This window comes from Geodermatophilus dictyosporus (genome assembly GCF_900115505.1).
In the GTDB taxonomy this organism is placed as follows: Bacteria; Actinomycetota; Actinomycetes; order Mycobacteriales; family Geodermatophilaceae; genus Geodermatophilus; species Geodermatophilus dictyosporus.
The window spans coordinates 547937-570139 of record NZ_FOWQ01000002.1; the positions used below are offsets into that span (position 1 = coordinate 547937).

At 71.3% G+C, this 22203-nt stretch carries 17 protein-coding genes and 1 tRNA gene; 4 read left to right on the forward strand and 14 right to left on the reverse strand.

Translation table 11 applies throughout. From position 1 onward, the window contains the following. Positions 1 to 4 precede the first annotated feature (4 nt). The 5 genes from rpsJ to rpsL form a co-directional block, all read right to left on the reverse strand. Positions 5 to 310 (reverse strand): 30S ribosomal protein S10, encoded by a 306-nt coding sequence (gene rpsJ, locus BMZ33_RS06245; protein WP_014742859.1) that lies wholly within the window; start codon positions 308 to 310, stop codon positions 5 to 7. A 164-nt stretch (positions 311 to 474) separates the two neighbouring features. Further along, positions 475 to 1668 (reverse strand): elongation factor Tu, encoded by a 1194-nt coding sequence (gene tuf / locus BMZ33_RS06250; RefSeq protein WP_091108670.1) that lies wholly within the window; start codon positions 1666 to 1668, stop codon positions 475 to 477. Positions 1669 to 1756: 88 nt separating this feature from the next. Next, the gene (gene fusA / locus BMZ33_RS06255; protein WP_091108671.1) at positions 1757 to 3856 is read right to left on the reverse strand and encodes an elongation factor G; all 2100 of its coding nucleotides are present in this window, start codon (positions 3854 to 3856) and stop codon (positions 1757 to 1759) included. A 100-nt stretch (positions 3857 to 3956) separates the two neighbouring features. Further along, positions 3957 to 4427: a 30S ribosomal protein S7 gene (gene rpsG, locus BMZ33_RS06260; RefSeq protein ID WP_091108672.1), complete on the reverse strand. Its 471-nt coding sequence runs from the start codon at positions 4425 to 4427 to the stop codon at positions 3957 to 3959. A 1-nt stretch (position 4428) separates the two neighbouring features. Then, positions 4429 to 4803 carry a 30S ribosomal protein S12 gene (gene rpsL / locus BMZ33_RS06265; protein WP_012950487.1) on the reverse strand — a complete coding sequence of 125 codons (375 nt, stop codon included), beginning with the start codon at positions 4801 to 4803 and terminating at the stop codon, positions 4429 to 4431. 626 nt (positions 4804 to 5429) lie between these two features. Here rpsL and BMZ33_RS06270 point away from each other — a divergent pair. The 3 genes from BMZ33_RS06270 to BMZ33_RS06280 all read left to right on the forward strand — a co-directional run bounded on the left by BMZ33_RS06270 (position 5430) and on the right by BMZ33_RS06280 (position 7895). Further along, a complete protein-coding gene (locus BMZ33_RS06270; protein WP_091108673.1) occupies positions 5430 to 6395 on the forward strand; it encodes a chymotrypsin family serine protease in 966 nt (321 codons plus the stop codon). 135 nt (positions 6396 to 6530) lie between these two features. Continuing rightward, positions 6531 to 6761 carry a hypothetical protein gene (locus tag BMZ33_RS06275; RefSeq protein WP_091108674.1) on the forward strand — a complete coding sequence of 77 codons (231 nt, stop codon included), beginning with the start codon at positions 6531 to 6533 and terminating at the stop codon, positions 6759 to 6761. A gap of 90 nt (positions 6762 to 6851) precedes the next feature. Further along, a complete protein-coding gene (locus BMZ33_RS06280) occupies positions 6852 to 7895 on the forward strand; it encodes an LLM class F420-dependent oxidoreductase (RefSeq protein WP_091108675.1) in 1044 nt (347 codons plus the stop codon). Positions 7896 to 8135: 240 nt separating this feature from the next. Here BMZ33_RS06280 and BMZ33_RS06285 read toward each other — a convergent pair whose 3' ends face one another. The 9 genes from BMZ33_RS06285 to BMZ33_RS06325 all read right to left on the reverse strand — a co-directional run bounded on the left by BMZ33_RS06285 (position 8136) and on the right by BMZ33_RS06325 (position 20680). Beyond that, positions 8136 to 12041, reverse strand: a complete 3906-nt coding sequence (locus BMZ33_RS06285; RefSeq protein WP_091108676.1) for a DNA-directed RNA polymerase subunit beta' — start codon at positions 12039 to 12041, stop codon at positions 8136 to 8138. 99 nt (positions 12042 to 12140) lie between these two features. Continuing rightward, positions 12141 to 15650, reverse strand: a complete 3510-nt coding sequence (gene rpoB / locus BMZ33_RS06290) for a DNA-directed RNA polymerase subunit beta (protein WP_091108677.1) — start codon at positions 15648 to 15650, stop codon at positions 12141 to 12143. Between the two features lie 495 nt (positions 15651 to 16145). Then, the gene (rplL, locus tag BMZ33_RS06295) at positions 16146 to 16541 is read right to left on the reverse strand and encodes a 50S ribosomal protein L7/L12 (protein ID WP_073421315.1); all 396 of its coding nucleotides are present in this window, start codon (positions 16539 to 16541) and stop codon (positions 16146 to 16148) included. Positions 16542 to 16557: 16 nt separating this feature from the next. After that, positions 16558 to 17166 carry a 50S ribosomal protein L10 gene (gene rplJ, locus BMZ33_RS06300; RefSeq protein ID WP_091108678.1) on the reverse strand — a complete coding sequence of 203 codons (609 nt, stop codon included), beginning with the start codon at positions 17164 to 17166 and terminating at the stop codon, positions 16558 to 16560. A gap of 428 nt (positions 17167 to 17594) precedes the next feature. Then, complete coding sequence (gene rplA / locus BMZ33_RS06305; RefSeq protein WP_091108679.1) at positions 17595 to 18314, reverse strand: 50S ribosomal protein L1; 720 nt, start codon at positions 18312 to 18314, stop codon at positions 17595 to 17597. A gap of 130 nt (positions 18315 to 18444) precedes the next feature. After that, entirely contained in the window at positions 18445 to 18876 is a 432-nt protein-coding gene (rplK, locus tag BMZ33_RS06310) for a 50S ribosomal protein L11 (RefSeq protein WP_091108680.1), read from the reverse strand. A gap of 102 nt (positions 18877 to 18978) precedes the next feature. After that, positions 18979 to 19887, reverse strand: a complete 909-nt coding sequence (gene nusG / locus BMZ33_RS06315) for a transcription termination/antitermination protein NusG (protein WP_169063957.1) — start codon at positions 19885 to 19887, stop codon at positions 18979 to 18981. A 43-nt stretch (positions 19888 to 19930) separates the two neighbouring features. Next, the gene (secE, locus tag BMZ33_RS23100; protein WP_091108681.1) at positions 19931 to 20473 is read right to left on the reverse strand and encodes a preprotein translocase subunit SecE; all 543 of its coding nucleotides are present in this window, start codon (positions 20471 to 20473) and stop codon (positions 19931 to 19933) included. Positions 20474 to 20607: 134 nt separating this feature from the next. Beyond that, positions 20608 to 20680, reverse strand: a tRNA-Trp gene (locus BMZ33_RS06325). A 267-nt stretch (positions 20681 to 20947) separates the two neighbouring features. Here BMZ33_RS06325 and BMZ33_RS06330 point away from each other — a divergent pair. Continuing rightward, a complete protein-coding gene (locus BMZ33_RS06330; RefSeq protein WP_091108682.1) occupies positions 20948 to 22186 on the forward strand; it encodes a pyridoxal phosphate-dependent aminotransferase in 1239 nt (412 codons plus the stop codon). The last annotated feature ends 17 nt before the right edge of the window (positions 22187 to 22203 follow it).

Here is a 22203-nt window from a genome sequence, read left to right on the forward strand (position 1 = left end):
TCCCTTACTGGATGTTCACGTCGACCGAGGCCGGCAGGTCGATGCGCATGAGCGCGTCGACCGTCTTCGGCGTCGGGTCGAGGATGTCGATGAGCCGCTTGTGCGTGCGCATCTCGAAGTGCTCGCGCGAGTCCTTGTACTTGTGCGGCGAGCGGATGACGCAGTACACGTTCTTCTCCGTCGGCAGCGGCACCGGGCCGACGACGCGCGCACCGGTCTTGGTGACCGTGTCGACGATGCGCCGCGCCGAGGCGTCGATCGCCTCGTGGTCGTAGGCCTTCAGCCGGATGCGGATCTTCTGTCCCGCCATCGCTGTCTTCTGCTCCTGCCGATCGGTGTTCGTTCGTAGCTGGGGAACGCCGGGAGGTCGCGACCGTCATCCGGTCGGCCCCAGCGGTTCGGGTGGTGTCGCGCACAGCGCGGCCACCCGGGGACGGGCGGCGGTGCGGGTGCACCGCCGCCCGTCGAGGGGTGTTACTTGATGATCTTGGTGACGCGACCGGCGCCGACGGTGCGGCCACCCTCACGGATGGCGAACCGCAGGCCCTCCTCCATGGCGATCGGCTGGATCAGCTCGACCGTCATCTCGGTGTTGTCGCCCGGCATGACCATCTCGGTGCCGGCCGGCAGGGTCACGACGCCGGTGACGTCGGTCGTCCGGAAGTAGAACTGGGGACGGTAGTTGTTGAAGAACGGCGTGTGACGGCCACCCTCGTCCTTCGAGAGGATGTAGACCGAACCCTCGAAGTTGGTGTGCGGGGTGATCGAGCCGGGCTTCACGACGACCTGGCCGCGCTCCACGTCCTCGCGCTTGATGCCGCGCAGCAGCAGGCCCACGTTGTCGCCGGCCTGGCCCTGGTCGAGCAGCTTGCGGAACATCTCGACGCCGGTGACGGTGGTCGAGGTCGAGTTCGGGCGGATGCCGACGATCTCGACGGTCTCGGAGACCTTGACGATGCCGCGCTCCACGCGACCGGTGACGACGGTGCCGCGACCGGTGATGGTGAAGACGTCCTCGACGGGCATGAGGAACGGCTTGTCGATCTCGCGCTCGGGCTCGGGGATCGCCGTGTCGACGGCGGTCATGAGCTCCATGAGCTTGTCGCCCCACTCGGCGTCGCCCTCGAGGGCCTTGAGCGCCGAGACGCGGACCACGGGGACGTCGTCGCCCGGGAACTCGTACTCGGACAGCAGCTCGCGGACCTCCAGCTCGACGAGCTCGAGGATCTCCTCGTCGTCGACCATGTCGGCCTTGTTGAGCGCCACGACGATGTAGGGGACACCGACCTGGCGGGCCAGGAGGACGTGCTCCTTGGTCTGCGGCATCGGGCCGTCGGTCGCGGCGACCACCAGGATCGCGCCGTCCATCTGGGCGGCACCGGTGATCATGTTCTTGATGTAGTCGGCGTGCCCGGGGCAGTCGACGTGCGCGTAGTGACGGTTCTCCGTCTGGTACTCGACGTGGGCGATCGAGATCGTGATGCCGCGGGCCTTCTCCTCGGGCGCCTTGTCGATCTGGTCGAAGGCCGACGCCTCGTTGAGGTCCGGGTACTTGTCGTGCAGGACCTTGGTGATCGCCGCGGTCAGCGTCGTCTTGCCGTGGTCGATGTGCCCGATGGTGCCGATGTTGACGTGCGGCTTGGTCCGCTCGAACTTGGCCTTGGCCACTGGGTTCCTCTCCTCGTGGTGTCGCAGTCGTGCGTGACGCTGGGGTGGGGTTGCTGGGGGCCGGGCGGGGAGGTACCCCGCCCGGCGGTCACTCGCCCGTGGCCTTGGCGATGATCTCCTTGGCCACGTTCTGCGGGACCTCGGCGTAGGTGTCGAACACCATGGTGTAGCTCGCCCGCCCCTGGGTGCGGCTGCGCAGGTCGCCCACGTAGCCGAACATCTCCGAGAGCGGGACCAGGGCCCGGACGACGCGGGCGCCGGAGCGCTCCTCCATCGCCTGGATCATCCCGCGCCGGGAGTTCAGGTCGCCGATGACGTCGCCCATGTAGTCCTCGGGCGTGACGACCTCGACGGCCATCATCGGCTCGAGCAGGGCCGGGCTGGCCTTGCGCGCGGCCTCCTTGAAGACCATCGAGCCGGCGATCTTGAAGGCCATCTCCGAGGAGTCGACCTCGTGGTACTGGCCGTCGACGAGGGTCGCCTTGACGCCCACCATCGGGTAGCCGGCGAGGATGCCGTACTGCATGGCGTCCTGCATGCCCTGGTCGACCGAGGGGATGTACTCCCGTGGGATGCGACCACCGGTGACGGCGTTGACGAACTCGTAGGTCGGGCCGTCGGCGGCGACCTCGAGCGGCTCGATGCTCACCTGCACCTTGGCGAACTGGCCGGACCCACCCGTCTGCTTCTTGTGGGTGTAGTCGACCTTCTCGACCGCCTTGCGGATGGTCTCGCGGTAGGCGACCTGCGGCTTGCCGACGTTTGCCTCGACGCGGAACTCGCGCCGCATCCGGTCGACCAGGATCTCCAGGTGGAGCTCGCCCATGCCGGAGATGACGGTCTGGCCGGTCTCCTCGTCCAGCTTGACCTGGAAGGTCGGGTCCTCCTCGGCCAGCTTCTGGATGGCCGTCCCGAGCTTCTCCTGGTCGCCCTTGGTCTTGGGCTCGATGGCGACCGAGATGACCGGGGCCGGGAAGGTCATCGACTCCAGGATGACCGGCTTCTGCGGGTCGCAGAGCGTGTCACCCGTGGTGGTCTGCTTCATGCCGTTGACCGCGACGATCTGACCGGCACCCACGCCCGCGCGCTCCTCGCGCTTGTTGGCGTGCATCTGGTAGATCTTGCCGACCCGCTCCTTGCGGTCCTTGGTGCTGTTGAGCACCGGGGACCCGGAGTCCAGCCGCCCGGAGTACACGCGGATGTAGGTCAGCTTGCCCAGGTGCTGGTCGGTCTGGATCTTGAACGCCAGGGCCGAGAAGGGCTCGCTCTCGTCGGCGTGCCGCAGGACCTCGGTCTCGCCGTCCATGGCGGTGCCGACGATGGCCTCGACGTCCAGCGGGCTGGGCAGGTAGTCGGTGACCGCGTCGAGCAGGGGCTGCACGCCCTTGTTCTTGAAGGCCGTGCCGGTGAGCACCGGGTTGATCTGCGCGGCGATGGTCGCCTTGCGGATCGCGGCCTTCAGGCGCTCGACGGAGATCTCCTCGCCACCGAGGTAGGCCTCCATGAGGTCGTCGTCGGTCTCGGCGACGACCTCGAGCAGCTTCTCGCGGTACTCGGCGGCCTGGTCGGCCAGCTCGGCCGGGATCTCCTCGATCGCGTAGTCCTCGCCCATCGCGGTCTCGCCGCGCCAGGTGAGGGCGCGCATCTGCACGAGGTCGACGACGCCGATGAAGTCGGCCTCGGCACCGATGGGCAGCTGCAGCACCGCGGGGTTGGCGGCGAGCCGCTCGACCATCATGTCGACGCAGCGGAAGAAGTCCGCGCCGGTGCGGTCGAGCTTGTTGACGAAGCACATGCGCGGGACGCCGTACTTCTCCGCCTGACGCCACACCTGCTCGGTCTGCGGCTCCACGCCGGCGACACCGTCGTAGACGGCGACGGCACCGTCGAGCACGCGCAGGGACCGCTCCACCTCGACGGTGAAGTCGACGTGCCCCGGGGTGTCGATGATGTTGATGTCGTAGCCGTTCCAGGAGCACTTCGTCGCGGCGGACGTGATGGTGATGCCGCGCTCCTGCTCCTGCTCCATCCAGTCCATCGTGGCCGCGCCGTCGTGGACCTCACCGATCTTGTAGTTGATACCGGTGTAGAAGAGGATGCGCTCGGTCGTCGTGGTCTTGCCCGCGTCGATGTGCGCCATGATCCCGATGTTGCGGGTCTTGGCGAGCTGGGCCTGGGTGTCGGCCATGGGTCTCTCCTCTTTGGATCGGGTCCGCGTGCGGTGTTCCGGGTGGTGGCCCGGGACACCCGCCGGCCGCGGGGGCTGGCGGAGCCAGCCGGGGTGGCACCTACCAGCGGTAGTGCGCGAAGGCCTTGTTCGACTCGGCCATCTTGTGGGTGTCCTCGCGGCGCTTGACCGCGGCACCCAGGCCGTTGCTGGCGTCGAGCAGCTCGTTCATGAGGCGCTCGGTCATCGTCTTCTCGCGGCGCGCGCGGCTGTACTGGATCAGCCAGCGCAGGCCGAGCGTGGTGCTGCGGGAGGCGCGGACCTCGACCGGGACCTGGTAGGTCGCACCACCGACGCGGCGGCTGCGGACCTCGAGGGCCGGCTTCACGTTGTCCAGCGCACGCTTGAGCGTGACCACCGGGTCGGTGTCGGTCTTGGTGCGGCAGCCCTCGAGGGCGCCGTAGACGATCGACTCGGCGACCGAGCGCTTGCCGTCGACGAGGACCTTGTTCACCAGCTGGGTGACCAGCGGCGACTGGTAGACCGGGTCGTTGACCAGCGGACGGCGCGGCGCGGGGCCCTTGCGCGGCATGTCAGCTCTTCTCCTTCTTCGCGCCGTACCGGCTGCGAGCCTGCTTGCGGTTGCGGACGCCCTGGGTGTCCAGCGAGCCGCGGATGATCTTGTAACGCACACCCGGGAGGTCCTTCACGCGGCCGCCGCGCACGAGCACCATCGAGTGCTCCTGCAGGTTGTGGCCGACGCCCGGGATGTAGGCGGTCACCTCGATGCCACTGGTGAGGCGGACGCGAGCGACCTTCCGCAGCGCCGAGTTCGGCTTCTTCGGCGTCGTCGTGTACACGCGGGTGCACACGCCGCGACGCTGAGGGGAGCCCTTCAGCGCCGGGGTCTTGGTCTTCTCGACCTTGTCCTCGCGGCCCTTGCGGACCAGCTGGTTGATCGTGGGCATGGGTGGCCTGGATCTCCTACCTGCGCTGGGTCGTGCTTGTGGACGGTGCTGCTGTCGTGTCGCCGGTGCCGGTCCTGCCGGGGCCGCCTGGTCCCGCTCGCCCGCCACCTCCGGCCCCCGCGGTCGGGCGTGTCGCCCTCCCCGGGACCGGCCGCTGCGTCGAACCGGACAGGTCGCCCCCCGCGACTCGGCGCCGCCACCTCCGGTCGCCGTCCTGTCGTGGACGGCCGGCCGGGGCGGACCCGCGGCCTGGAGGACGGACCTCCGGACACCCAGGCGCACCGCGAACGGGAGCAGGCCCAGGACACCCTGGGCACGGCTGACCACGATACCCGCGTGCTGGGAGGCGGTCAAAGCCGGGTCCCGGGCGCCGGACGGGCAGGTGGAGCCTGCCCCCGGAGTGGACCTGCCGCGCACAACGGCCGGGGCACCCCGGGCATTCCGGGGCCGCCGTCCGGGCGGGGTGCCGGGGCACCGCTCGGGGGTGGCGAGGACTGTACCGCGGCGGGGCCCCGGCGCCAGGGTGCCGGACGGCGGGTCACCCGGCCGGTCGGTGCGCGCGCGACTGTCACACCCTCCCCCTACGGTCGGTCGCAGCAGAGCCACCCACAGCGACGGAGGTCACCGTGCTCATCGACTCGGCGCGCGAGCTCAAGGCGCGCCTGTCCGCCCGGCTGGCCGAGGGCTTCCCGGCGGTCACCGCGAGCGGGCTGGGCGGCCGGCTGTGGACGCGGCCGGCCATCGGGCTCGCGCCGGTGGCCCCCGGCCGTGTCCACCTGGCCATCCGCGTGGCGGCCCCCGACGACGCGCGCATCCTGCTCACCGGCCTCGACGACGCGGTGCGCCGCGAGGTCGACGTCCGGGTGACCGGTCCGATACGGCCCCTGGCCGCCCCCTCCCCCGGCGAGCTGCAGCGGCGCACCCGGCCGCTGGTGCCCGGGCTGTCGGTGGCCCACCCCACGGTGTCCGCGGGGACCCTGGGCGGCTTCGTCCGGCTGGGCGGGCGGCTGGCGGTCCTGTCCAACAACCACGTGCTCGCCGCCGCCGACGCGGGGGTGGTGGGCGACGCGGTGCTGCAGCCCGGTCCTGCCGACGGCGGCACGTCCGCGGACCGGGTGGCCACGCTGGCCGCCGTCGCGCCCCTCACCGGGGGGGCGAACCGGGTCGACGCCGCCGTGGCCATCCTCGAGGAGGGCGTCGCGGCCGATCCGGGCGGCTTCCCCGGCGGCCCGCTGGCCGCCACGGTGCCCGACGGCCTGGAGGTCGAGCCCGACGAGGAGGTCGAGAAGGTGGGCCGCACCACCGGGCACACCCGCGGCCGGGTCAGCGCGGTGGAGGTCGACGGCGTGGCGGTGCAGTACGACGACGGGGTGCACGTCTTCGACGACCAGATCGAGATCGAGGGCCTGGCCGGCCCCTTCTCCGCCGGGGGTGACAGCGGGTCGGTGATCTGGCGCAGCGCCGACCGGGCGCCGGTGGCGCTGCTGTTCGCCGGCAGCGCCCAGGGCGGCACCCACGGCGCGGGACTCACCTTCGCCAGCCCGCTGTCGGCCGTGCTGGCCGCGCTCGGGGTGGAGTGGGTCGCCTCCTGAGGTCCACTCCCTGGTCAGGGGGATGTCGCTCCGGGCGAGGACGGGGCACCATGGGGAGGTGACCGAGCCCGCGCGGCCGCCCGGGGCCTCCCTCGCCCCGGGCACCGGGCCGACGGGCGTCAGCGAGGAGCCCTCGTGACCGACCGTGCCGCCGCCCGCGCCGCCAAGAACGCCCTCGCCGACCGGCTGTCGGCCCAGTCGGGGGTCGTCGGGATCGGCCTGGCCCGTCGCGACACGGGGTACGTCGTGAAGGTCGACGTCGCCGACGCCGACGCCGCCGGCCGGGTGCCCCGCGACGTGGACGGCGTGCGGGTGGTCACCGAGGTCGTGGGCGCCATCCGCCCGCTGCGCAGCCGCACCGCCTGAGCGGCCTCCCCGAGGCACACGGACCCCTCCGGCGCACCCGCTACGGTCGCGCTGGCGCCGACGCGGGCGCCGCCGACCAGAGGAGTGCAGGTGCGCATCGGCATCCAGGCCAGTTACGCGGGGGGCTTCCAGGAGACCGCGGCGGAGATCGTCGACCTGGAGGCCGCGGGTCTCGACCTCGCCATGTGCGCGGAGGTCTACACCTTCGACGCCGTCAGCCAGCTCGGCTACCTGGCCGCCGTCACCCAGCGCGTCGAGCTCATGAGCGCCATCCTGCCGATCTACAGCCGCACCCCGGCCCTGACGGCGATGACCGCCGCGGGCCTGGACTTCGTGTCGGGCGGGCGGTTCACCCTCGGGCTGGGTGCCTCCGGCCCGCAGGTGATCGAGGGCTGGCACGGCGTCCCCTACGACGCCCCGCTGCAGCGCACCCGCGAGGTCGTCGAGATCTGCCGCCAGGTGTGGCGGCGCGAGCGGCTCGTGCACGAGGGGCCGAAGTACCGCGTGCCGCTGCCGGCCGAGCAGGGCACCGGGCTGGGCAAGCCGCTCAAGCTGATCAACACCCCGGTCCGCGAGCGGATCCCGGTCATGCTCGCCGCGCTCGGGCCGAAGAACGTCGAGCTGGCCGCCGAGATCGCCGAGGTGTGGGAGCCGATCTGGTTCATGCCGGAGAAGGCCGACGCGGTGTGGGGCGACGCCCTGCGCGCCGGGAAGGCCAAGCGCGGCGAGGAGCTGGGTGAGCTGCAGGTCATCTGCGGCGTCCCGGTGGCCATCGGGGACGACGTCGACCACCTGCACGACCAGGTGCGACCGCAGCTCGCGCTCTACGTCGGCGGCATGGGCGCCAAGGGCAAGAACTTCTACAACGACCTCGCGCGGCGCTACGGCTACGAGGAGGCGGCCGAGACCGTCCAGGAGCTCTACCTGGGTGGGAGGAAGGACGAGGCCGCCGCCGCCCTGCCCGACGAGTTCGTGCGCAAGGTCTCCCTCATCGGCCCGGAGGGGTACGTCGCCGAGCGGGTGGCCGCCTACGCCGAGGCCGGCGTCACCACCATCGCGCTGCAGCCCCTCGACGACAGCCGCGAGGGCCGGCTGCGGACCGTGGAGACCATGCGCAGGCTGGCCGACCGCTAGGACGCCGGTTGCGTCACGTGACGCTGCTGTCGTCCTCCCGCACCGCAGCGCGTCCGCCCGCACCGCCGGCGGTCGGGTGGGACGCACCACGATCAGGCCACCTGATCATCGCCGTCCCCCAGGACGGGGAAGGGCCCCCAGGTCGACGACCTGGGGGCCCTTCCCACGTGAGGTGCTGGAACGGCCTCCCTCAGGGACCCGCCGCGAGCGTGCGAACGGCGGGGAGAGAGAGGTCCTTCATCAGCCCCGCCAGTCGTACTCCTCGAGGCGCACGGCCTCACCGGAGCCCGACCCGAAGACGTCGGGGCTGTAGTACTGCCCGTCGTCGTACCCGGCCATCGTGTAGACGGCGGCCCGGGCCTCCTCGGTCGGCTCGACCGTGATGTTCCGGTAGCGGCTGATGCCCGTACCCGCCGGGATCAGCTTGCCGATGATCACGTTCTCCTTGAGGCCGAGGAGCGAGTCGCTCTTGCCCTGGATCGCGGCGTCGGTGAGCACCTTGGTCGTCTCCTGGAAGGAGGCGGCCGACAGCCACGACTCGGTCGCGAGCGAGGCCTTGGTGATGCCCATGAGCACCGGACGGGCCGAGGCCGGCTCGCCGCCCTCGGCGACGACGCGGCGGTTCTCGGTCTCGAACAGCGTCCGCTCGACCAGCGCGCCCGGGAGGAACTCGGTCGCGCCCGAGTCGATGATGGTCACCCGCTTCAGCATCTGGCGGATGATCACCTCGATGTGCTTGTCGTGGATCGACACACCCTGCGACCGGTAGACCTCCTGGACCTCGCGGACCAGGTGCAGCTGCACCTCGCGCGGGCCCATGATCCGCAGCACCTCGTGCGGGTCCACCGCACCCTCGGTGAGCTGCTCGCCGACCTCGACGTGGGCGCCGTCCTCGACCCGCAGCCGCGACCGGCGCGACAGCTTGTCGTAGACGACCTCGTCGGAGCCGTCGTCCGGGGTGATGGTCAGCTTGCGGAACTGCTCGCCGTCCTCGATCCGGACGGAGCCGGCCAGCTCGGCGATCGGGGCCTTGCCCTTGGGGACGCGGGCCTCGAAGAGCTCCACCACACGCGGCAGGCCGTGGGTGATGTCCTCACCCGCGACGCCACCGGTGTGGAAGGTGCGCATCGTCAGCTGGGTGCCGGGCTCGCCGATGGACTGGGCGGCGATGATGCCGACCGCCTCGCCGACGTCGACGAGCTTGCCGGTGGCCAGCGAGCGGCCGTAGCAGGTCGCGCACGTGCCCAGCAGCGACTCGCAGGTCAGCACGCAGCGGACCTTGACCTCCGCGACACCGGCCTCGACCAGCGCGCTGATGAGCACGTCGCCGAGGTCCTCGCCGGCCCGCGCCACGACCGTGCCGTCCTCGGCCACCACGTCGGCGGCCAGGGAGCGGGCGTAGACGCCGGTCTCGACGTGGGCGTCCCGGGTGAGCTGGCCGCCGACCACGGTCGCGATCGGCATGATGACGCCGCGCTCGGTGCCGCAGTCCTCCTCGCGGATGATGACGTCCTGGGAGACGTCGACCAGCCGCCGGGTGAGGTACCCGGAGTCCGCGGTCCGCAGGGCGGTGTCGGCCAGGCCCTTGCGGGCGCCGTGCGTGGAGATGAAGTACTCCAGCACGGACAGACCCTCCCGGAAGTTGGCCTTGATCGGCCGCGGGATGATCTCGCCCTTCGGGTTGGCCACCAGGCCGCGCATGCCGGCGATCTGGCTGATCTGCATCATGTTGCCTCGGGCGCCCGAGTTGACCATGACCCAGACCGGGTTGGTGGTCGGGAAGTTGTCCACCATCGCCTGGCTGACCTCGGCCCGCGCGCGGGTCCAGATCTCGATCAGCTCGCCACGACGCTCGGCGTCGGTGATGACGCCGCGCTCGTACTGGCGCTCGATCTGCCGGGCCTCGGCCTCGTGCCGGTCGAGGATCTCCTGCTTGGCCGGCGGGGTGACGACGTCGTCGATGGCGATCGTGACACCCGAGCGGGTGGCCCAGCGGAAGCCGGCCGACTTGAGGGCGTCCAGCGTCGCCGCGACCTGCACCTTGGGGTAGCGCTCGGCGAGGTCGTTGACGATCGCCCCGAGCTCCTTCTTCGGCACCTGGTAGTTGACGAAGCGGTAGTCCTCGGGCAGGGCCTCGTTGAACAGCACCCGGCCCAGGCTGGTCTCGACCAGCGCCGGTGCACCCGGGGCCCAGTCCGCGGGCTGCGTCCAGGCCTCGTTGACCTTGCCGTTGTCGACGCCGAACACCTCGTCGAGGCGGATCAGCGCCCGCTCCTGCAGACCCAGCGCACCCTTGTCGAAGGCCATGATCGCCTCGGCGGTGGAGCCGAAGGCCGCCGGACGGCCGCCGTCGGCCTCGTGGCGGCTCGGCACCAGGGTGGTCAGGTGGTACAGGCCCAGGACCATGTCCTGGGTCGGCGCGGTGATCGGGCGGCCGTCGGCCGGCGACAGGATGTTGTTCGAGGACAGCATCAGGATGCGGGCCTCGGCCTGCGCCTCCGCCGAGAGCGGCAGGTGCACGGCCATCTGGTCACCGTCGAAGTCCGCGTTGAAGGCGGTGCAGACCAGCGGGTGGATCTGGATGGCCTTGCCCTCGACCAGCTGCGGCTCGAAGGCCTGGATGCCCAGGCGGTGCAGCGTCGGCGCCCGGTTCAGCAGCACCGGGTGCTCGGTGATGACCTCCTCGAGCACGTCCCAGACGACGGGACGGGCCCGCTCGACCATGCGCTTGGCGGACTTGATGTTCTGCGCGTGGTTGAGGTCGACCAGCCGCTTCATGACGAAGGGCTTGAACAGCTCCAGCGCCATCTGCTTGGGCAGGCCGCACTGGTGCAGCTTCAGCTGCGGGCCGACGACGATGACCGAACGGCCCGAGTAGTCGACGCGCTTGCCGAGCAGGTTCTGCCGGAACCGGCCCTGCTTGCCCTTGAGCAGGTCGCTCAGGGACTTCAGGGGACGGTTGCCCGGACCGGTGACCGGACGGCCGCGACGGCCGTTGTCGAACAGCGCGTCCACGGACTCCTGCAGCATCCGCTTCTCGTTGTTCACGATGATCTCGGGTGCGCCGAGGTCGAGCAGCCGCTTGAGCCGGTTGTTCCGGTTGATGACCCGGCGGTACAGGTCGTTCATGTCGCTGGTGGCGAAGCGGCCACCGTCGAGCTGCACCATCGGGCGCAGGTCCGGCGGGATGACCGGCACGCAGTCGAGCACCATGCCCATGGGCGAGTTGCGCGTCTGCTGGAACGCCGCGACGACCTTCAGCCGCTTGAGGGCACGCAGCTTGCGCTGGCCCTTGCCGTTGCGGATGGTGTCGCGCAGCGACGCGGCCTCGGCGTCGAGGTCGAAGTCGGCCAGCAGCTTCTGCAGGGCCGCGGCACCCATGCCGCCCTCGAAGTACTCACCGAAGCGGTCGCGCAGCTCGCGGTAGAGGCCCTCGTCGGCGATGAGCTGCTTGACCTCGAGCTTGCGGAAGGTGTCGAGCACCTCCTCGAGGCGGTCGATCTCCCGCTGGGCGCGGTCGCGCAGCTGGCGCATCTCGCGCTCGCCGCCCTCGCGCACCTTGCGGCGGACGTCGGACTTGGCGCCCTCCGCCTCGAGCTCGGCCAGGTCGGCCTCGAGCTTCTGCTGGCGGGCCTCGACGTCGGCGTCGCGCCGGTTCTCGAGGTTGTGCTTCTCCGCGCTGATCTCGGCCTCGACGGTCGGGAGGTCGCGGTGGCGCGCCTCGTCGTCGACCGAGGTGATCAGGTAGGCGGCGAAGTAGATGATCTTCTCGAGGTCCTTGGGCGCCAGGTCGAGCAGGTAGCCCAGGCGCGAGGGCACGCCCTTGAAGAACCAGATGTGGGTGACGGGTGCGGCCAGCTCGATGTGGCCCATCCGCTCGCGCCGGACCTTGGCGCGGGTCACCTCGACGCCGCAGCGCTCACAGATGATGCCCTTGAAGCGGACGCGCTTGTACTTGCCGCAGTAGCACTCCCAGTCCCGGGTGGGACCGAAGATCTTCTCGCAGAAGAGACCGTCCTTCTCCGGGCGCAGCGTCCGGTAGTTGATGGTCTCGGGCTTCTTCACCTCACCGTGCGACCACTGGCGGATGTCGTCGCCGGTGGCCAGACCGATGCGGAGCTCGTCGAAGAAGTTGACGTCGAGCACTGAGTGGACCCCTTTCCCGGGGCTCGTTACTGCACTTCTAGTCGAATGGCTGGGAGGACGCCGGCCGGCCCGTCACACGACGGGCCGGCCGGCGGCCGATCACACGTCCTCGACGCTGGAGGGCTCGCGGCGGCTGAGGTCGATGCCCAGCTCCTCCGCGGCCCGGAACACCTCGTCGTCGGTGTCGCGCAGCTCGATCGCCTGCCCGTCGCCGGAGAGCACCTCGACGTTGAGGCAGAGCGACTGCAGCTCCTTGAGCAACACCTTGAACGACTCGGGGATGCCCGGCTCGGGGATGTTCTCGCCCTTGACGATGGCCTCGTAGACCTTGACCCGGCCGAGGATGTCGTCGGACTTGATGGTCAGCAGCTCCTGCAGCGCGTAGGCCGCGCCGTAGGCCTGCATCGCCCAGCACTCCATCTCACCGAAGCGCTGGCCACCGAACTGGGCCTTACCACCCAGCGGCTGCTGGGTGATCATCGAGTAGGGACCGGTCGACCGGGCGTGGATCTTGTCGTCGACCAGGTGCAGCAGCTTGAGGATGTAGACGTAGCCGACCGAGATCGCCTCGGGGAAGGGCTCCCCGGAGCGGCCGTCGAACAGCCGCGCCTTGCCGGTCGGCTGCACCATCCGGTTGCCGTCGCGGTTCGGCGTCGTCGAGCCGAGCAGGCCGACGATCTCCTCCTCGCGCGCGCCGTCGAACACCGGCGTCGCGGTCCGGGTGCCGGGGGCCGCCGAGCGGGCCGCGGCGGGCAGGTTGGCCGCCCACTCGGGGTCCCCCTCGACCTGCCAGCCGGACTTGGCCACCCACCCGAGGTGGGTCTCCAGCACCTGGCCGACGTTCATCCGGCCGGGCACGCCCAGCGGGTTGAGCACGATGTCGACCGGGGTGCCGTCCTCGAGGAAGGGCATGTCCTCCTGCGGCAGGATCTTCGCGATGACGCCCTTGTTGCCGTGGCGGCCGGCGAGCTTGTCACCGTCGGAGATCTTGCGCATCTGGGCGACGTAGACCCGGATCAGCTCGTTGACGCCGGCGGGCAGCTCGTCGCCGTCCTCGCGGGAGAACACGCGGACGCCGATGACCTTGCCGGACTCACCGTGCTTGACCTTCAGCGACGTGTCGCGGACCTCGCGGGCCTTCTCGCCGAAGATCGCGCGCAGCAGCCGCTCCTCGGGGGTCAGCTCGGTCTCGCCCTTGGGCGTGACCTTGCCGACGAGGATGTCGCCGGGGACGACCTCGGCACCGATGCGGATGATGCCGCGCTCGTCGAGGTCGGCGAGGACCTCCTCGGAGACGTTCGGGATGTCCCGGGTGATCTCCTCGGCACCGAGCTTGGTGTCGCGCGCGTCGACCTCGAACTCCTCGATGTGGATCGAGGACAGGACGTCGTCCTGCACGAGGCGCTGCGACAGGATGATCGCGTCCTCGTAGTTGTGGCCCTCCCACGGCATGAAGGCGACGAGCAGGTTCTTGCCCAGCGCCATCTCGCCCTCGTCGGTGCACGGCCCGTCGGCGATGACCTGGCCGACCTCGACCCGCTGGCCCTCGTCGACGACGGGGGTCTGGTTGATCGAGGTGCCCTGGTTCGAGCGGCGGAACTTCAGCAGCCGGTAGGTCTGCCGCGTGCCGTCGTCGGCCATGACGGTGACGTAGTCGGCGGTGGAGTCCTCGACCACGCCGGCCTTCTCCGCCACGACGACGTCACCGGCGTCGACGGCGGCCCGCAGCTCCATGCCGGTGCCCACCAGCGGCGCCTCGCTGCGCAGCAGCGGGACGGCCTGGCGCTGCATGTTCGCGCCCATGAGCGCGCGGTTGGCGTCGTCGTGCTCGAGGAACGGGATCATCGCCGTCGCGACCGAGGTCATCTGCCGCGGCGAGACGTCCATGTAGTCGACGTTCTCGGGGGCGAGGTAGTCGACCTCGCCGCCCTTGGTGCGGACCAGGACGCGATCCTCGGCGAACCGGCCCTGGGCGTCCAGCGGCGAGTTGGCCTGGGCGACGACGAAGCGGTCCTCCTCGTCGGCGGTGAGGTAGTCGATCGAGTCGCTGACCACGCCGTTGTCCACCCGGCGGTACGGCGTCTCGATGAAGCCGAACGCGTTGACCCGGCCGTAGGCCGACAGCGAGCCGATCAGGCCGATGTTCGGGCCCTCCGGGGTCTCGATCGGGCACATCCGGCCGTAGTGGCTCGGGTGCACGTCGCGGACCTCCATGCCGGCGCGCTCACGGGACAGACCACCGGGGCCCAGCGCCGACAGGCGGCGCTTGTGGGTCAGGCCCGCGAGCGGGTTGGTCTGGTCCATGAACTGCGACAGCTGGCTGGTGCCGAAGAACTCCTTGATGGAGGCGACGACCGGCCGGATGTTGATCAGGGTCTGCGGCGTGATCGCCTCGACGTCCTGGGTCGTCATCCGCTCGCGGACGACGCGCTCCATGCGGGAGAGGCCGACCCGGATCTGGTTCTGGATCAGCTCACCGACGGTGCGCAGGCGGCGGTTGCCGAAGTGGTCGATGTCGTCGACACCGTGGTCGGGCTCGCCGGCGTGCAGCCGCACGACGTACTCGATGGTGGCGACGATGTCGTCCTCGGTCAGCGTGAGGGTGGCCTGCGGGACCTCGACGCCGAGCTTCTTGTTGACCTTGTAGCGGCCGACCTTGGCCAGGTCGTAGCGCTTGGGGTTGAAGAAGAGGTTCTCCAGCAGCGCCTGGGCGCTCTCCCGCGTCGGCGGCTCGCCCGGCCGCAGCTTGCGGTAGATGTCGAGCAGCGCCTCGTCCTGCCCGGCGATGTGGTCCTTCTCCAGGGTGGCCAGGACCGTGGGCGACCACTGGAAGTGCTCGCGGATGCGGTCCTCGGTCCAGCCCAGCGCCTTGAGCAGCACGGTGACCGGCTGGCGGCGCTTGCGGTCGATCCGGACGCCGACGGTGTCGCGCTTGTCGACGTCGAACTCCAGCCACGCACCCCGGCTGGGGATGACCTTGGCGCTGAAGACGTCCTTGTCCGACGTCTTGTCCAGGGTCTTGTCGAAGTAGACGCCCGGGCTGCGGACCAGCTGCGAGACGACGACGCGCTCGGTCCCGTTGATGACGAACGTGCCCTTGTTCGTCATGATCGGGAAGTCGCCCATGAACACCGTCTGCGACTTGATCTCGCCGGTGGTGTTGTTCATGAACTCGGCGGTGACGAACAGCGGCGCCGCGTAGGTCATGTCCTTGTCCTTGCACTCCTCGAGGGACGCCTTGACGTCCTCGAAGCGCGGGTTGGAGAAGGACAGCGACATCGAGCCGCTGAAGTCCTCGATCGGGGAGATCTCCTCGAGGATCTCGGCGAGGCCGCCGACGGCGCTCTGCTGCTCCTCGGGCGAGAGGGTGGCGCGCCACTCGGGGCTGCCGACCAGCCAGTCGAAGGAGGCGGTCTGCAGCGCCAGGAGGTCCGGGACCTCGAGGGGCTCGGAGATCTTCGCGAACGAGACGCGGAGCGGGGCGCCGGGGATCTTCTGCTGGTCGGCCTCTCCGGTGCGGGGGCCGGCCTGGGGAGTCTGGTTCTGCTGGCCGAAGCCGCCGGACTCGGTGGTGCTGGGGGCGATGCTGGTGGGGCGAGAGCCTGCCAAGATGCGTCCTTCCAAGGACATCACGACGTGCGGGCGGGGGTGCGGTTCGTCCTGGGTCGTCGTCGGAGGTGGCGGCGCCGTCCGCGGCGTCCGGCCCGCCGGGTCGACGGTCAGGTCGACGGGTGGGTCACGGGGCGACCGGGATCCCGGGCACCCCAGGTGACCCGTCTCGGCGGGCAGGCAGTCAGAGGGCAGCGCAACAGGGAACCTTACCCCCGCTGGCGCACACTGTCCACGTCGGGAGGGTGGGGGCGACGAGCGCCACACCCCCCGGGAAGGACAGCATCGCGTCGTCCGGGCGGTTCCGCGCGGCCATGATGCCAGCCGGAGGGCCCCGCTGTCTCCGCCACGCCCACGAAGGCGCGTCCTCCTCGCCGATCCGCCCTCTCCGTCGGCGCGGACACCCCCGACGCGACAGGGGCCGCCCTCCCGGAGGAGAGCGGCCCCTGGGGCGTGCTCGGGTGGTGCAGTCCCCGGCTCAGGCCGGGGACGGGGTCACTTGACGGTGACGGTGGCGCCGGCGCCCTCGAGGGCGGCCTTGGCCTTCTCGGCAGCGTCCTTGGCGACCTTCTCCAGGACCGGCTTCGGCGCGCCGTCGACCAGGTCCTTGGCCTCCTTGAGGCCGAGCGAGGTCAGGCCGCGCACCTCCTTGATGACCTGGATCTTCTTGTCGCCGGCGCTCTCGAGGATGACGTCGAACTCGTCCTGCTCCTCGGCGGCGGGGGCACCGCCGTCGCCGGCACCACCGGCGGCCGGGGCGGCCGCGACGGCGACGGGGGCAGCCGCGGTGACCTCGAAGGTCTCCTCGAACTGCTTCACGAAGTCGGACAGCTCGAGCAGCGTCATCTCCTTGAACGCGTCGAGCAGCTCCGTGGTGGACAGCTTGGCCATGATCTCTCCTTGGGGGTCAGTCGGTGCCGGCCGCGGCGTCGGCGGCGTCGGCGGAGTCGGTGGTGGTGTCGGCGGCAGCGGTGTCGGCGGCGGGAGCGGCGGAGCCCTCGGTGGACTCCTTCTTCTCCTGCAGCGCGGCGGCCAAGCGGGCGACCTGCGACAGCGGGGCCTGGAACAGGCCGGCGGCCTTGGTCAGGTTGCCCTTCATCGCGCCGGCCAGCTTGGCCAGCAGCACCTCGCGCGGCTCGACGTCGGCCAGGGCGGTGACCTCGGCGGGGCTGACGGTGCGGCCCTCGACGACGCCGCCCTTGACGACGAGCAGCGGGTTGGCGCGCGCGAAGTCGCGGATGGCCTTGGCGGCCTCGACGACGTCGCCCTCGATGAAGGCGATCGCGGTGGGGCCGTTGAGCAGCGGGGCCAGGTCGGTGTGGCCGACCTCGTCCGCCGCCCGCTTCGTCAGGGTGTTCTTGACGACGGCGTAGCTGCTGCCCGCACCGAGGGAACGGCGCAGCTGGGTCAGCTGCGCCACGGTCAGCCCGCGGTACTCGGTGAGCACGGCCGCGCTGGACTTCTGGAACCGCTCGGTGATCTCCTCGATCACCGCGGCCTTCGCCTGCGTGGGCATGGGCCTCCTCTCGTCTGACGGGCGACCCCCGGCCGCTGCACGAGAGCGGGCGATCACGGGCCCGGAGACGAGGAACGCCCCGGCGCAGGACGCACGGGGCGAGGGGCGCGGGCACGGGGCACCGCGTCGATCGAACCGTCCTCCTGCGCGGGCCGCCCGGGGATCCGGGACCTTCGATCGCACGCGGACGTGCGACGACCAGCGGTCGTGGGGGGAACAGGACACAGCGTACGCCATGTCGCGGGGACGCCGTCCGTCACCCTGCTCACCTGGCGAAGTCGCCGGTCTCGCCGTCCGGAGGCGGTGCCGGGACGACGAGGGCCCCGCGGCGCAGTGCGCTGCGGGGCCTCGGCGACGTGCTGGACCGGCCCTCTCGCAGGGGCCCGCCGCCAGCGTCAGCGAGCGGTGGGGGGCGAGAGGGTCCTTCCTCAGGCGGTGGGCTCGTCCACCGTCAGGTTGCGGGTGCGGTTCGGGTCGACCGGGATGCCCGGGCCCATGGTGGTGGAGATGGTGACCTTCCTCAGGTACCGGCCCTTGGCGGCGGCCGGCTTGGCGCGCAGCACCTCGTCGAGGGCGGCGGCGTAGTTCTCGACGAGCTTCGCGTCGTCGAAGGAGGTCTTGCCGATCACCAGGTGCAGGTTGGCCTGCTTGTCGACGCGGAAGTTGATCTTCCCGCCCTTGATGTCGGCGACGGCCTTGGTGACGTCGGGCGTCACCGTGCCGGTCTTCGGGTTCGGCATCAGGCCGCGAGGGCCGAGGATGCGCGCGATCCGGCCGACCTTGGCCATCTGGTCGGGCGTGGCGATCGCGGCGTCGAAGTCCAGGAAGCCCTCCTGGATGCGCGCGATGAGGTCGTCGGAGCCGACGACGTCGGCGCCGGCCGCCTCGGCCTCGGTGGCCTTGTCACCGGTCGCGAAGACGATGACGCGGGCGGTCTTGCCGGTGCCGTGCGGCAGGTTGACCGTGCCGCGGACCATCTGGTCGGCCTTGCGCGGGTCGACGCCGAGCCGCATGGCCACCTCGACGGTGGCGTCGTAGGAGGTCGGCGAGGTCTCCTTCGCCAGCCCAGCCGCCTGCAGCGGGCTGTAGAGGCTCTCGCGGTCGACCTTGGCGGCCGCCTCCAGGTACTTCTTGCCGTGCTTCGCCATGGTGGTGTCCTCTCCCCCGGGCGGTGCCGGGGATCGTGTGGTGCACGGGCCTGGCGCGGCCCTCCCACGAGTGCGACGGGTCCGTGCGGACCCGGTCGTGCAACGCCGCCGTCGTCCGGCGGCTTCCGTCTCAGCCCTGGACGGTGATGCCCATCGACCGGGCGGTGCCGGCGATGATCTTCTCGGCCTCGTCGAGCGAGTTGGCGTTGAGGTCGACCATCTTGGTCTGGGCGATCTCGCGGACCTGGTCGCGCGTGACGGTGGCGACCTTGGTCTTGTGCGGCTCGCCCGAGCCCTTCTCGACACCGGCGGCCTTGAGCAGCATGCGCGCGGCCGGCGGGGTCTTGGTGACGAAGGTGAACGAGCGGTCCTCGAAGACCGAGATCTCCACGGGCACGACGTCGCCGCGCTGCGACTCGGTCGCGGCGTTGTACGCCTTGCAGAACTCCATGATGTTGACGCCGTGCTGGCCCAGCGCCGGACCCACGGGCGGCGCGGGGGTGGCCGCACCGGCCTTGATCTGGAGCTTGATGACCGCGGTCAACCGCTTCCTGGGGGGCATGTCATTCCTTCTTCGTGAGCGTGGTGCGTGGTGGTGGCTGGAAGGCCCCGGCGGAGGGACCCGCGCCGAGTGTGCGAGGCGTGGGGGCGACGGGGCCTTCGACTAGATCTTGGCGACCTGGGTGAACGACAGCTCGACCGGCGTCTCCCGGCCGAAGATGGAGACCAGCACCTGCAGCTTCTGCTGCTCGGCGTTGATCTCGTTGATCGTCGCCGGGAGGGTGGCGAAGGGACCGTCCATGACGGTCACCGACTCCCCGATCTCGAAGTCGACGACGGTCGTCGGGGCGGACGCCGCGGCGGCCGGGCTGGCGCTCTCGGCCACCTTGGCCGCCTGCGGCGGGGTCGCCGGGACGAGCAGGTTGACGACCTCGTCGATCGACAGCGGCGAGGGCCGGGAGGTGGCGCCGACGAAGCCGGTGACACCGGGGGTGTTGCGGACCGCGCCCCACGACTCGTCGTTGAGGTCCATCCGGACGAGCAGGTAGCCGGGCAGCTTCTTCCGGTTGACCTGGGTGCGCTTGCCGTTCTTGATCTCGGTGACCTCCTCGGTGGGCACCTCGATCTGGAAGATGTAGTCCTCCATGTCCAGCGACTGGATGCGCGACTCGAGGTTGGTCTTCACCTTGTTCTCGTAGCCGGCGTAGGAGTGGATGACGTACCAGTCGCCGAACTGGGTGCGCAGGGTCCGCTTGAGCGTGTCCCGCGGGTCCTCGTCCCCGGCCTCCGCCTCGGCCAGCGCCTCGGTCACGATCGGGTCGTGGTCGGGCGCCGGCGCGGCCAGCGGGTCACCGACGAGGCTGTCGCGGCCGCCGCTCTCGACCACCGGGGTCACGTCGGCGACGCCGGTGGCGGTGTCCTGGTCGGTGGTGTCCGTGGAGCCCTCGGCCGAGCCGGTCTCGCCGGCGCCGGTCTCGAGGTCGACGCTGCCGCGGACGTCGAGCCGCTGGTCGTCGAGGTCGACGGTCTCGACGTCGCTGTCGGTGTCGAAGGGCTCGCGGGGGTCGGTCACGGGGTCTTCTTCCTTGTCGGGTGCGTGCGGGCGCGGGGGACGGTCAGCCGAAGACGGCCAGCACGCCCTGCGCGAAGAGGATGTCCAGGCCCGCGACCAGCGCGACGATGAAGGCCACGAAGAGGATGACCACGGTCGTGTAGGTGATCAGCTCGCGGCGGCCGGGCCAGATCACCTTGCGCAGCTCGGCGACCACCTCGCGGAGGAAGCGGCGCAGGTTGCGGCGCTGGCGGACCTCGTCGGTCCGGGAGCGCTGCGCGGCGGCGCGGGAGCGGGTGCCCGCGCCCTCGGCGGCGCGGCCGGCCGCGGTGCTCCCGGCCCGGGCCGCGCGGGAGCTGCGCCGGGAGGTCGGCTCGTCGTCGTCCTCGTCGTCGCCGGCGGTGATCCGGCCGCCGCGGCGGCGGGCGGCGGTGGGGACGACCTTGTCCTCGTCGTCCTCGGCCTCGGCGGCGACCTCGGCCTCGGCGGCCTCCAGCTCGGCGGCGTCCTCGACGCCCGGGGCCTCCCGGTCGAGCTGCTCGTCGGTCAGCTCGGCGTCGGAGGCGGTGCGGGGGTCCTCCCCGCGGCCCGGCTTCTCGTCGCTCACTGCGCCTCGCTCGCGTCGTGGTGGTGGCCGCTGCTGGCGGTCCTCTGGGGGTCGTGCGTCCGTGCGGCACGGCCGTGCCGGCGCACGGTCGGTGCCGGGTCGTGCTGCCCGCCGGCACGGGCCGGCGGCACGGGCAGGGGTGACAGGACTTGAACCTGCAGCCTGCGGTTTTGGAGACCGCTGCTCTGCCAGTTGAGCTACACCCCTAGTGCCCGGGGCCGCGCACGCGTGCGGTGGTCCCGGACTGCCCCGGGACGGCCGGCCCGCCGGGCCGGCGCCCCGTCCCCGGAGGGATCCCGGGGCACGCCGGTGGCGGGGTCGATCGCCCCAGGGTTGCCAGTGTACGGGACCGCGGACGGCGCCCGTGACCGCGCTCCGGCCTGAGCCCCGACGGGTCCGCCGGGATCCCACCCGCTGCTACGCCCGACCCGGACTGGGGGGCCCCGTGGGAGTGGTCTTTGACACGATGGGGGCATGACCGCCGTCTCCCCGTCGGAGCCCGCCACCCTCTCCCCCGCCGAGCGCCGCGTGTCGCGGCGCATCGGCGCCATCTCGGAGTCCGCGACGCTCGCGGTCGACGCCAAGGCCAAGGCGCTGAAGGCGGCGGGCAAGCCGGTCATCGGGTTCGGCGCCGGGGAGCCGGACTTCCCGACGCCGGACTACGTCGTCGAGGCCGCCGTCGCCGCGTGCCGCCAGCCGGCGATGCACCGCTACACCCCGGCCGGGGGGCTGCCGGCGCTCAAGGAGGCGATCGTCGCCAAGACCGCCCGCGACTCGGGGCTGGCGGTGACGCCGGCGCAGGTGCTGGTGACCAACGGCGGCAAGCAGGCCGTGTACGAGGCCTTCGCCACCATGCTCGACCCGGGCGACGAGGTGCTCGTCCCGGCGCCGTACTGGACCACCTACCCCGAGGCCATCCGCCTGGCCGGCGGCGTGCCGGTGCCCGTGGTGGCCGACGAGGAGAGCGGCTACCTGGTGTCGGTGGCGCAGCTGGAGGCGGCCCGCACCGAGCGCACGAAGGTGCTGCTGTTCGTCTCGCCGTCCAACCCGACCGGCGCCGTCTACCCGCCCGACCAGGTGGAGGCCATCGGCCGCTGGGCGCTGGAGGCGGGGCTGTGGGTGCTCACCGACGAGATCTACGAGCACCTCACCTACGGCGGGGTCACCGCGCCGTCGCTCCCGGTGGTCGTGCCTGAACTGGCCGACCGCTGCGTCGTGGTCAACGGCGTGGCCAAGACCTACGCGATGACCGGCTGGCGGGTGGGCTGGGTGGTCGGGCCGGCCGACCTGGTGAAAGCCGCCACCAACCTCCAGTCGCACGCCACCTCGAACGTCGCCAACGTGTCGCAGGCCGCCGCGGTGGCCGCCCTGACCGGCGACCTGTCGGCGGTCGACGAGATGCGGACGGCGTTCGACCGGCGGCGCAAGACCATCGTGTCGATGCTGCGGGAGATCCCCGGCGTCGCCTGCCCGGAGCCGCAGGGCGCCTTCTACGTCTACCCGTCGGTCAAGGCGCTGCTGGGCCGCCCGATCGCCGGGCGGACGGCGTCGAGCAGCGTGGAGCTCGCCGAGATCGTCCTGGAGGAGGCCGAGGTGGCCGTCGTCCCGGGCGAGGCCTTCGGCACCCCGGGCTACCTGCGGATGTCCTACGCCCTAGGCGACGACGACCTGGTCGAGGGCGTCAGCCGGGTGCAGCGGCTGCTCGGCGGCTGACCCGAGGAGGACCTGCC

What these genes read in the sequence shown, in the direction of transcription:
- fusA (WP_091108671.1), bottom strand. Translation starts at nt 3,856, where the DNA reads ATGGCCGACACCCAGGCCCAGCTCGCCAAGACCCGCAACATCGGGATC.
- rplA (WP_091108679.1), bottom strand. Translation starts at nt 18,314, where the DNA reads ATGGCGAAGCACGGCAAGAAGTACCTGGAGGCGGCCGCCAAGGTCGAC.
- rplJ (WP_091108678.1), bottom strand. Translation starts at nt 17,166, where the DNA reads ATGCCCACGCAGGCGAAGGCCGCGGTGATCGAGGAGATCACCGAGCGG.
- rplL (WP_073421315.1), bottom strand. Translation starts at nt 16,541, where the DNA reads ATGGCCAAGCTGTCCACCACGGAGCTGCTCGACGCGTTCAAGGAGATG.
- BMZ33_RS06330 (WP_091108682.1), top strand. Translation starts at nt 20,948, where the DNA reads ATGACCGCCGTCTCCCCGTCGGAGCCCGCCACCCTCTCCCCCGCCGAG.
- rpsG (WP_091108672.1), bottom strand. Translation starts at nt 4,427, where the DNA reads ATGCCGCGCAAGGGCCCCGCGCCGCGCCGTCCGCTGGTCAACGACCCG.
- rpsL (WP_012950487.1), bottom strand. Translation starts at nt 4,803, where the DNA reads ATGCCCACGATCAACCAGCTGGTCCGCAAGGGCCGCGAGGACAAGGTC.
- rpsJ (WP_014742859.1), bottom strand. Translation starts at nt 310, where the DNA reads ATGGCGGGACAGAAGATCCGCATCCGGCTGAAGGCCTACGACCACGAG.
- rplK (WP_091108680.1), bottom strand. Translation starts at nt 18,876, where the DNA reads ATGCCCCCCAGGAAGCGGTTGACCGCGGTCATCAAGCTCCAGATCAAG.